Genomic DNA, 10,970 nt, shown 5'->3' with positions numbered 1-10,970 from the left:
GTATATCATGCAGGCACAGTGATGCTCGGTTTAATATATGTCCGCAACTACTTCTTTTTACAACAACAATGCCTCAAAGCTAGCTCAGCAATACGATTCCCTAGAATTCGAATCTGTTCACCAGTCTTGGACTGAATATTGGCCTCAATCGGGTGATGTTGTTTTGGATGTTGGCGCTGGATCTGGAAGAGATGCAAGGTGGATGAGTGCCCGTGGCTGTGAAGTGTTTGCTGTTGAGCCATCAACTAGATTGCTTGAGATCGGCAACTATAACTGTTCGGAGCAAGTCGTCTGGTTACATGACTCATTACCTTATTTAAAACACGTGATCGAGCTAGAAAAGCAGTATGACTTAGTTCTGTTGTCGGCGGTTTGGATGCATCTTCCCGTTCAGCAAAGATCTATCGCTATAAAGGCATTGTGCAGTCTCCTGTCAGACGAGGGTGTCTTGGTTATTACATTACGTCACGGCGAGTTTAAAGATGCTCGTGAGACTTTTGGTGTCTCCGTATTTGAGCTGGATAAATTAGCTAGTGATGTCGGATTGGTTATCTGCCATATCGAAGATGGCAAAGATTCGCTGAAGCGAGAAGAGGTTACTTGGCAAACTGTTGTGATGAAGAAAACCTCTGGTTTGGAGGTGTAAACATGTCATACAACTTTTATCCAGACAAGTTTCGTAACCTGAATATGAACATCTCGGGTGGTAAGAAAAGCCCTCATAAAGTATGCATGCTCCTAGCGGTTATGGATTTAATCCAAGCAGGGCATATCGCTTTAAACAAAATCGAACTCAATCAGCCGCTAAAAGAGAGATTCACAGAACACTTCAACAACTTTTCTCACGGCAAAGACAAAAACACACCAGAGAACCCATTCTTCCATCTGAGAAGCGAGGGATTCTGGCACCTCGCCTATCACGCTGGCTATGACGAAATGACGACCAGTCGCTATTCCTCAAAAGCGATCGCCTATGCGTATCTAGACGATGAGCTATTTAACGATATGAAAAGCTTTATCGTTAGCAATGAGCTGAAAGAAGCGCTGGTTTCAAATTTTACAGACTTTGCATCCCTTTACTATCAGTGGCTGATGGATATTGGTAAGTCGGAGAAAACCGCAAAAAATTATCTTGGAGCAATTCGTGGTTCAATTTCAAACTGGTTAATGGATACGGGGGAAATCTGTGAGCCATTGACCGAAGTGACTTCCTACCGTCGATTTACTCAGTATGAAGAGAAAGTCAGACAGCTAGAGGTTTTTAAACTAACGGATCGCAAGGGTAAAGGAATGTACAGCGCTGCGCTGACCCATTACAACAAGTTCCTAGCCGATTTAGCTCAAATAGATGTGAACGCAGACATTCGGCAGGTCATGGTAGACAAAAAGCTAACCGACACCGAAAAAAGCATCATGGTCAAAACCAGAATGGGTCAAGGTCACTTTAGATCTCAGTTGGTGCAGATGTGGGGAGGTTGTGCCGTTACAGGGTATCGCAATACACAACTTTTGCTCGCTTCCCATATAAAACCTTGGCGCGCTTCAAACAATAAAGAAAGGCTGGATAAGTTCAACGGATTGCTGCTGCTCGCTAACTTAGACAAAGCGTTTGACCTCGGTTTTATCTCCTTTGACGACAACGGCAAGGTTCTTATCTCAGAGTATCTTGAAGCGCCAGAAGTCATCGGCCTAAGAGACGATATGTCGTTTAGGATCGTGCGTGAGCATAAACCATATCTGGCACATCACCGAGGTGAGTTGTTTAAGGGGAGGTAATCTGCGTTCCTGAAAGCGCACTTGCTCATGTTCCCTTCATCCAACCTTAAAGGAGCGCATGGGTGTTTGGCATGATTTGCCACCCGTGCAGATATCTGATTTTCCATACCATTTTAAGGTAATTTCGGCGTAATTAATGAATATTGCTTCAAATCCCGCCAGTTAGCAGTCGTCCATAACGGATCTATTGATATACGATATGTTTACCGTCCCATAAATATAAACGAGTAAATTATGGCTCATACGGCATACTTATCTATCATGGGTAAAAAACAATACTGTATCTCTCAAGGCTGTAACACCAAAGATTCAATCGGCAACAAGGCTCAAGAATCTCATAAAGATGAAATCACGGTTCTGGCTTGTAACTTCACCTTAAACAAGCAGGGAGGCCCAACGGAAGTGGCGATTACCAAACCCGTAGATAAGTCTTCGCCATTACTCGGCAACGCCCTTTCCAAACAAGAGCATTTGCAATGCACTATCAAATTTTATCGAACCAATGAGCATGGTCATAACGAAAACTTCTACACGATTGAATTAGTTGATGCGTTGATTACCTCTCTGTCATTTGATCAACCAAACGTACTTACTTCCGGAGATGAAGATATGTCTGAGACATTCCATCTCACATACCGCGACATAATCTGGAAACATAACATGGCCAGCACAGAAGGTTATCAAATATGGGATAGATACTTAGGATGAGAAACCAAACCGCGCCAGACTCATGGGACATTCGTGAAGTCGAAAAAGCCGCTAAAGGGCTCACTATGCAAGCTGTTACGCTTTCACATCGCCACATCTCGAATGGCGGTCTGAAGATGCAGTTTGTTCGTGAAGTCGACCGGTTTGAGCAATGCTTAGTGAACGATTATAAAAGCGGTAAGAAGGACAAAGAGACAGTATTCAAAGAGCTTCAAAAAGAAAAACAAAGTCTGATCGAGCAAGGTAACTTGATCTTTAAAAACGGAATTGGCTTTGTCGCTGGTGTCATGCAGGTAACAACAGGCGCGGGAATATGTTACGCCTCAGCGGCGGTCTTATGCTTAATTGGTGGTCCAATGATGGCTCATGGCACCAACAATCTGTATGAAAATGGCAAGTACTTTTGGGATGGCGATGAGAATGCAACAGGGCCAGTTCGCAAAGGCTATCAACATGCAGCGGAATCGCTAGGTTACTCAAAATCTCACGGTGATATTGCCTACTATGGGGCAGATTTAGCCTTGTCTGCTTATGGGGCATTCGCTAAAAGCACTACGGTTAAAAATGCTTCCGAGGCGTACCAGATTGCCTCCAAACCTAACTTGAATCCGATGCCATGGACAAGAACCCGAAAAGCCAAGCAGTTTAAGTTATTTAGGTATAGTGCTGAAGATTATCTAAGAGGGTATCAGGCTGCTAGTAAGATATCTCTTGGTGCTAGTGTTTTTAGTGATGGGATGACTGTTGATCAGTTACATAAAGAGCTTTATAAATGATTAATATTGTAATATTTATATTAATATCACTAATGATAATGGTTACTGCTAGGAAAATAAAGAAGTGTAGGTTGACCAAAATTCAGTATTACTTATATGTTCCGTTATATATAGCAATTGGAGCACAGTATTACTCAATATTTAATTTTGGAATGAACCATAATGGTTTGAAAGTTGAAGTGATATTTTTTGAAAGTTTCTTTTCTGATTTTTTGCCAAATAATACAATGCAGATATTTAGCTTAGCTATTGATGCTTATCTTCTGTTCTTTTGCTTTCCCAAACACTATGATTCGACAGAATAGTAATGACAATTCAGTATACATATACGTTTACATTGTTTCGGTATAGTGCAGAAGATTATTTAAGAGGTTATCAAGCAATGAGCAAATCTGCGTTAGGGGCCGAATTGGGATCAGATTTCTACAATATCGATACAATTAAGGAATTGAATAATTGAAAGATGTTATGTTCTTTTTGACTACGATTGCGATTCTGCTCACTTTAAGGCGGATATCCTACTTTACCTTTAACAATTCAGTATACATTTACGTTTACATTGTTTTGGTTATTGGTTTTACTGGTGGTAATTACTACTCAATTTTTATGAATGGAACTTTATTAATGAACATGCTTCCAGAAGTATCATTCAAAAATAATGAAGTAATACGTTGGTCTAGCATCTTGGTTTGCTTATATTTAGGGCTATTAATACCAAAAAGGCGTCATAAATAAATCCCATTTTTTGATTTGTTTGATCTCAAGTTATGACGGGGTAAAGCGGGGGGATTCTTGTATAGAGGGGCTAAAAAATGATCACTATTACATACATACTTACCTCATTTTTGCTTATTTACCTTCTATGGCGAGTAAACCGAAAACCATCTAAAGGTGTCATTCTGATAGGTCAGTTATTGTTGTTTTTAGTTTTAGGAGGGCAGTTTTGGTCGATTTTTCAGTTTGGGACAAAAACGGCGGGGTTCCATCAAAGATACTGTTGTACGAAGATTTTTTTATCAAGCACCTTGATTTATCTAATCTTGGGATGCAATGGCTCTCATGCGGTTTATTTATAATCACACTGATTTTTTGCTTCCCCCAAAGATCATAATAAATGATTGATGTAGTGATATTTTTAACAATGACTACTGTGATAATCTTTGTTTTCCGTAAGGTGGCTGGCTATGAATTCAAAAGCAACATTCTAAGATTAGCTTATTGCATTTTTGTCTTCTTTCCGATTCTTTTAAATTACTACTCTATTTTTATGAGTGGTTATCCATTTTTTAAAGCGCTTGAATTATTTATACCTAATTACTCGAACAATGACTTGATTTCTTGGCTTAGCCTCAGTGTATGTATTTACTCAGGATTCCTTATCCCCAAAAATCCGGAATAATCTGGATGAGAATCTCATACTTATATTGGATTGACTATGATTACATTAATGTTGTTTTGGACGTTTTCTCTCATTCTTATCTATGCCACAAGAAAGTTGTTTCGTTACAGCAAGAATAAATTTTATGCTTTCTGTAAGTTCGTGGTGTGCATAGTTATTGGCTCTCAATATTATTCCATTTTCAACTATGGTTCCTTTATCTATGGAAGAACCCCTTCTGGAATTAATCACTTTGAAGAAATGACAGTAGAAGTTCTTAATTTACCTAATAGTCAGATACAATGGTCAAGTCTAGTAATAATGCTTGCTTTTGCTATTTTGTGTTTCCCCAAATATATTGAACATTAGGACAATAAATATTGAACGGATTTTATTTCTACAATATCGATACTTTTTAAGGATGAGAAATGCTGAAATGAATTTTATTTACTTGATTATGATTTTGTATCTTAATAATTATGATAGAGATAAAGCAGTAATCATTGTATAGAGAGACTCAAAAATGATAACGGTTGTTTGGTTTTCTATAATGTCACTTGGCTTAATTTATCCACTATGGCGAGTTAACCGTGTGCCATGCCAAAGTGTTGTATTACTGTGTAAATTCGTTTTACCTCTTCTGTTGGGGAATCAATTGTTTTCCGGAAGGTAGCTGGCTATGATTCGACGGCTACATCAAAGGCCTGAGTGAACAGGCCTTTATGATTCTAATTAAGGTGAGTAGAAGTATTCTTGCTCAGCTACCTAACCTTGGTTCTAACTCAGTTTGTTGGCTTTCCTTGCGGTTGGCTTTGGCAATAAATAGCAGGCCAATCACAGGCACAAAAATCGCTGCGTATGGGATCATGCTTGCACCCATATGGCTGTCGAGAACCATACCACCTAAGAATCCACCAAATGCATTGGCTAGGTTAAAGGCAGAGATGTTTGCCGTTGCAGCCAGTTCTTGGCCCTCGCCACCGTGATTCATCACTCTAAGTTGCATCGCTGGTACATTAGCAAACGAGGCAATCCCAAATATAAAGGTTGTAGCTACAAACAGGATTTTGCTCTCGACAGTCAAGCCAACAAGTAGCAGGCTTGTAATCATGGCAACTGCCCAAAACATCGAGGCTTTTTGCAAGTTTTTGTCCGATGAGCGACCACCCAGCGTGTTACCAATGATTAGACCAACACCGATAATGACCAGAATCCAAGTCACTGCATTGTCGCCAAACCCCGTAATGTGTGTGGCAATTGGTGCAATGTAGCCATACAAAGTCATAAAGCCCGACCACGCAAATACCGTAATGGCTAAGCTAATCAATAGCATTGGATTTTTGAATGCAGTTAGCTGCGCTTTTACATCTTTGGCTTCGTCATGGCCGCTGGATTGAATTACAGAGGTAATAAACACCAGTGCGATGAAACCAAATGCGGCAACGGTCAAAAATGTCGTATGCCAGCCGAATTGTAAGCCAATCCACGTGCCGCCAGGTACGCCCAACACGTTAGCTAACGTTAAGCCTGCAAACATTTGTCCTACTGCACGCCCAGCTATTTTCTCACTAACCAAATTGGTCGCCACCACAGCGCCGATGCCATAAAAAGGTCCCTGAACTAACCCCGTAATCACTCGGCTAACCATCAGCACAAAGTAGTTAGGTGCAAAAGCAGACATCAAGTTACCAAGAATAAACAACACCATTAGCCCAGCTAACACAGATTTTTTGTTGAAGCGTGCTAGATAGATAGTGAGAAGTGGTCCACCAAAGACGATGGCAAGAGCATAAGCACTGATTAAGTAGCCCGCTTGCCCCTCGGTGATAGCAAGTGAGTAGGCGAGTTGAGGAAGAATACCAGCAATGACAAATTCAGCAGTGCCAATGGCAAAAGCGGCAAGTGTCAAAATCCATACCTGAAGCGGCATTTTTTCATTTTTCATGGTTATTCTCCAATCTGATTTCGATGGAGCCAGTATATTGCTTGGATAGAATTTGATAATTGGCTAGTATTTGAATTGATTATTCGGTTTTTATGAATAATGAGATTAAGGAGCATGCGTGGATAAGTTTACAGATATGACCTTGTTTATCAGCATCGTCAAGAATCAAGGGTTGGCCGCCGCAGGAAGAGAGCTGGGGTTATCTCCAGCCACGGTAACGGCAAGGTTGCAGTCTCTTGAAGATAGGTATGGCGTAAAGTTGATTAATCGTACTACCAGGCACATTTCGTTGACGGACTCCGGCGCACTCTATCACAAAGCTTGTTTAGACATTATCGACAGCGTTAAAGAGACGGAAAATCTACTTCAAACCGGAACAACAGAGGTACGTGGCACGCTAAAAATCTCTGCGCCTCGTGATATTGGTAAGCAATACATATCGCCAATCTTATCGGAGTTTAGTGAGCTCTACCCAGAAGTGATTCCTTACCTCTATCTTAACGATAACTTATCTAACATTGCTGAGTCTGGGCTCGATATTGTTATCCGTTATGGGGCATTGGCAGATAGCTCACTCATCTCGCGTAAGCTCGCCTCTAGTCGACGAGTTCTATGTGCGTCGCCACAGTATTTGGCCAAGAGGGGGACACCGATCACGCCACAGGAACTGGCTCAACATGATTGTCTCGCCTTGGTACGGAGCAGTGAAGAGCTCAAAACATGGCATTTCCAAGACGACCAGCAGCATAACGTTGTCACCGTGATACCAAAACGATTTTCTGATGATGGGGAGGTGATTCGTCAATGGGCATTGGATGGAGCCGGAATTGCCCTGAAATCGATTCTCGATGTTCAAGAGGATATCAAGCAGCAGCGCTTAGTGACGCTGCTTAATGGATATATGAAGAACTTCAATACCTCGATATCGCAAGCAGGCGCAGACTTAAACGTCATCTATCAGAGTCGTCAGTATCAACCTAAGCGCTTGCGCCTGTTTATCGATTTCTTGATTGAACGATTCCATCGTCAGTTTCCCCAATAGCGGCTTAATCGAGGGCGATTCGTGTTGCTAAAGGCGTATTTGTATTTGTCACTGGCTACGTATCAAACCTTAAAGTATCTCAGTTGGGCGGTAAGGTGCTCTGCGGTATTCGCCATTAACTGGCTATCTTCCGCGAGCGACTGAGAAGCGTGCAATACTTCGTTGGCAGCCAAGTGGATGCCAGTGACGTTTTCATTCATTTCGGTCGCAACAGCGCTTTGCTGTTCTGAGGCTGCGGCAATTTGAGCCACCATATCATTGGCGTTTTGCATTTCATCAACGATTAAATCGAGCTGCTTGCGTGTATTCTCTGAAGCTCGAACACTCTCCTCAACGTTTTCGTTACTGGTTTGCATCGCCGCGAAGGTTTTCTCTGCTTGGCGTGTGAGTTTTTCGATGGTCTGTTGCACTTCGTTGGTTGAGTTTTGCGTGCGACTCGCGAGGTTGCGGACTTCATCAGCCACAACTGCAAATCCACGACCTTGTTCACCCGCTCGTGCGGCTTCGATTGCAGCGTTAAGCGCTAGAAGGTTAGTTTGCTCAGACACCTCTCGAATCACACCGACCACATTGCTGATCTCTTGGACGCCAGATTGCAGGTCGCGCACCAGCTCGTTCGCTACTGAGATATTATCAGACACATGTGCAATAGACTCCGAAGTACGCTTCATTGTCTCGTCGTTGTTGTGTGCATGGTCGACGACTTTGTTGGTGCTCGCGGCGGTGTTTTCAGCATTGGTCGCAACATCCGAGATGGTGGCGCTCATTTCTGTCATCGCGGTCGAGAGCAACTCTAGTTGCGCGTGTTGTGAATTGACACTGGTAGCGGCTTCTTCACTAGCCTGAGCAATTTGGCATGCCATGGTGCTAGATTGAGCCGCAGACTCATTCGCCGTACGTAATGTTGACTGGAGTTTGTCCATCATTTTATCAATCTGGCTACTCATGTCGCCAAGTTCGTCTTTGCGCTTCATGTTCATACGAACTCGTAAATCACCATCGGCAATCAAATGGGTGTGATCAATCAGTCGATGAAGTGGGATCAAAATGTTGTTGGAAATCATATATCCCATGCCAAACAGTAACGCAGATAAGAGAAGGGCAACAATCGCTTCTTTAATCGCCAAGGCATAAAACGCTTCTTGAATGTCGGCAACCATGATTCCGGAGCCGATAATCCAGTTCCACTCAGGAAACAATTGTACGTAAGAGATTTTATCTTTTAGCTCTCCGTCTGGGCTTTTCCACTGATACTCTAAAAAGCCTTTTTGAGCTGGCGATTTGGATATCGAAACCATCTCACGCCAGTGGAATTTGCCACCGCCGTCTTGAAAGTTTTCCGCACTTTTGCCATTAAGCGCTGGCTTGATAGGGTGGAGCACGACCGTGAGGTTTTGATTCAGAATCCAGAAATAGTTGTTGCTGTCATATCTAAGCGCTTCGATTGCAAGTAGAGCTTGTTGCTTCGCAACATCATTTCCTAACAGTTGGCGCTGATCGTAATAGTGCTTTGCTAAACTGACTACTGCTTCTACTTGGGCGCTAAGTTTGCTTTCACGCTCAAGCATGGAAGAGTTGCGTTGTTGAATCAGGTTATAGGCACAAGCCATGGCAATGAGTATTGCCGATAAAACCACGATGGATGCGAGCTTTGATTTGATAGAGAGATTACTTAGCCTCATTGTTAGCCCCTTAGAGTTATAATTATTGATATTTCTGACGTTGAATTGGAATGAATGTAGCAATTCTTCTTTTATCTGTGGCGATGTAGCTCATAATTTCAGTTGATACATTTTGTTGCACAGCGATTAAGTGCATTTGATCAAACTAACACTAAAGAGTAAGGTCTATGGGGCGGGATATTTGTATCACTCGCGGCGACTATGCCATACATCAAAAGGCCCCAGCAGAGTGCTAGGGCGCTAGATTTCAGAGGGATATTGATTAGTGTTGAATCAGTTGTGCGGCTTTCTTCATCGCTTCTTTAGTTGAGCATTCAATCACATTGGCGTTAGCGAAGCGTTGCGCGTCTTTAACTTGAATGTCGTGGGCTAAGATAACCAGCTTCGCGTTAGCGACATCTAGGTCGGTGATGCGGTTCTGGATACCATTTTGACCTTGTGTCTCTACTTTAATCTTGATGCCAGCTGCTGCGCCTGCTTTTTCTAGTGCTTTAGCAGCCATAAAGGTATGCGCCACGCCTGATGGACAACATGTGACGGCTACGATGTCGTATTCGCCCTCACCCGCAACAGGAGCGACTTGTGCAGGAGTCGCTTCGGCTGTTGCCTCTTCCGTCTCTTCTTCAGCGACCGGTTTCCAGAAGCCCACAATAAGAGCCGTTGTTAGTGAGCCCAGTGCAATACCGACCACATACATTGGAATGTTGCTTGAGACTGGCGCAGTAATCAGACCGCCCCATGGTGCATGCAGTAGTACGTCAGTGAGGAAGCCGAACACACAACCTACGATACCGCCAGCAACGATGGATGGCAAAACTCGCATTGGGTCGTTTGCTGCGAATGGGATAGCACCTTCAGAGATACCAATTGAACCCATGATAGCGGCTGCTTTACCGGCTTCTTGCTCTTGCTTAGTGAACTTCTTCTTGAATAGGAAAGTAGCCAGTGCCATACCGAGTGGAGGCGTACAGATTGCGATACCTACACCGCCCATTAGCCACGGTTGTGTGTCTACTTGAGTTTGAGCGAACAGTGTGGCCACTTTGTTGATTGGGCCACCCATATCGAACGCTGTCATACCACCCAGAATGGTACCTAGCACCACTTTAGAAGCACCAGCCATCGAGGCCAAGAACTCGTTCATTGAAGCCATAAAGATCTTAATTGGCTCACCGATACCCCATAGTACGATGCCTGCAGAAATCAGCGTACCAATCAGAGGGTAAATAAAGTACGCGCCTAGCGCGGTCATGTTGGCTGAAAGAGGGATCTTTTTAAGTTGGAACACCACACCACCAGCGATAAAGCCTGCCACGATACAGCCTAGGAAGCCGCCGCCCATATCCGCCATTATGCCAGATGAGATCATAGCTGGCGCAAGGGCAGGTTTGTCGGCAATGGAGTAACCGATAAAGCCACCAAGGATGATAGGGAAAAGCACCAAGCCTTTAATGCCGATGTTTGAGATATCTGCCAGTAAGCCGTCAGCAGGCACCGCACCTTTACCTGATGCCATGACCGCCAGTGCCAGCAATACACCACCGGCTACGATAAACGGAAGCATATGAGAGGTACCAAATAAAAGGTGACCTTTCATGGTGCTAAGTAGTTTTTTAAAGTCGCTATTGTTTGTAGCTTGAGCTGTTAGGGTACTCATAGTTAC

Annotated in this window: 8 protein-coding genes; 5 read left to right on the top strand and 3 right to left on the bottom strand. The window is 43.2% G+C overall.

Annotated features, from left to right (window positions below):
* Window positions 1-37 precede the first annotated feature (37 nt).
* The 4 genes from QTN95_RS00555 to QTN95_RS00540 all read left to right on the top strand — a co-directional run bounded on the left by QTN95_RS00555 (window position 38) and on the right by QTN95_RS00540 (window position 3,260).
* Entirely contained in the window at window positions 38-646 is a 609-nt protein-coding gene (locus tag QTN95_RS00555; RefSeq protein ID WP_331415948.1) for a class I SAM-dependent methyltransferase, read from the top strand.
* Between the two features lie 2 nt (window positions 647-648).
* Window positions 649-1,776, top strand: a complete 1,128-nt coding sequence (locus QTN95_RS00550; RefSeq protein ID WP_331415947.1) for an HNH endonuclease — start codon at window positions 649-651, stop codon at window positions 1,774-1,776.
* Window positions 1,777-2,010: 234 nt separating this feature from the next.
* The gene (locus QTN95_RS00545) at window positions 2,011-2,484 is read left to right on the top strand and encodes an Hcp family type VI secretion system effector (protein WP_331415946.1); all 474 of its coding nucleotides are present in this window, start codon (window positions 2,011-2,013) and stop codon (window positions 2,482-2,484) included.
* Window positions 2,481-3,260, top strand: coding sequence for a DUF4225 domain-containing protein (locus QTN95_RS00540; protein ID WP_331415945.1), 780 nt, complete (start codon window positions 2,481-2,483; stop codon window positions 3,258-3,260). Before QTN95_RS00545 ends, QTN95_RS00540 begins: the two co-directional genes overlap by 4 nt.
* A gap of 2,135 nt (window positions 3,261-5,395) precedes the next feature.
* On the opposite strand, the gene QTN95_RS00535 is transcribed toward QTN95_RS00540, so the two are convergent.
* A complete protein-coding gene (locus tag QTN95_RS00535; RefSeq protein WP_331415944.1) occupies window positions 5,396-6,583 on the bottom strand; it encodes an MFS transporter in 1,188 nt (395 codons plus the stop codon).
* 118 nt (window positions 6,584-6,701) lie between these two features.
* On the opposite strand from QTN95_RS00535, the gene QTN95_RS00530 reads away from it, so the two are divergent.
* Window positions 6,702-7,625, top strand: coding sequence for a LysR family transcriptional regulator (locus tag QTN95_RS00530; protein WP_331415943.1), 924 nt, complete (start codon window positions 6,702-6,704; stop codon window positions 7,623-7,625).
* Between the two features lie 62 nt (window positions 7,626-7,687).
* On the opposite strand, the gene QTN95_RS00525 is transcribed toward QTN95_RS00530, so the two are convergent.
* Both QTN95_RS00525 and QTN95_RS00520 read right to left on the bottom strand, forming a co-directional pair.
* Complete coding sequence (locus QTN95_RS00525) at window positions 7,688-9,307, bottom strand: methyl-accepting chemotaxis protein (RefSeq protein WP_331415942.1); 1,620 nt, start codon at window positions 9,305-9,307, stop codon at window positions 7,688-7,690.
* A 262-nt stretch (window positions 9,308-9,569) separates the two neighbouring features.
* Window positions 9,570-10,964, bottom strand: coding sequence for a fructose-specific PTS transporter subunit EIIC (locus QTN95_RS00520; RefSeq protein WP_331415941.1), 1,395 nt, complete (start codon window positions 10,962-10,964; stop codon window positions 9,570-9,572).
* Window positions 10,965-10,970: the final 6 nt, after the last annotated feature.

The organism is Vibrio sp. M260112, assembly GCF_036533775.1.
GTDB lineage: Bacteria > Pseudomonadota > Gammaproteobacteria > Enterobacterales > Vibrionaceae > Vibrio.
Note: the sequence above shows the minus strand (reverse complement) of the source record. Positions and strands in the feature narration are given on the sequence as shown.

What these genes read in the sequence shown, in the direction of transcription:
- QTN95_RS00555 (WP_331415948.1), top strand. Translation starts at nt 38, where the DNA reads ATGTCCGCAACTACTTCTTTTTACAACAACAATGCCTCAAAGCTAGCT.
- QTN95_RS00520 (WP_331415941.1), bottom strand. Translation starts at nt 10,964, where the DNA reads ATGAGTACCCTAACAGCTCAAGCTACAAACAATAGCGACTTTAAAAAA.
- QTN95_RS00535 (WP_331415944.1), bottom strand. Translation starts at nt 6,583, where the DNA reads ATGAAAAATGAAAAAATGCCGCTTCAGGTATGGATTTTGACACTTGCC.
- QTN95_RS00525 (WP_331415942.1), bottom strand. Translation starts at nt 9,307, where the DNA reads ATGAGGCTAAGTAATCTCTCTATCAAATCAAAGCTCGCATCCATCGTG.
- QTN95_RS00545 (WP_331415946.1), top strand. Translation starts at nt 2,011, where the DNA reads ATGGCTCATACGGCATACTTATCTATCATGGGTAAAAAACAATACTGT.
- QTN95_RS00540 (WP_331415945.1), top strand. Translation starts at nt 2,481, where the DNA reads ATGAGAAACCAAACCGCGCCAGACTCATGGGACATTCGTGAAGTCGAA.
- QTN95_RS00550 (WP_331415947.1), top strand. Translation starts at nt 649, where the DNA reads ATGTCATACAACTTTTATCCAGACAAGTTTCGTAACCTGAATATGAAC.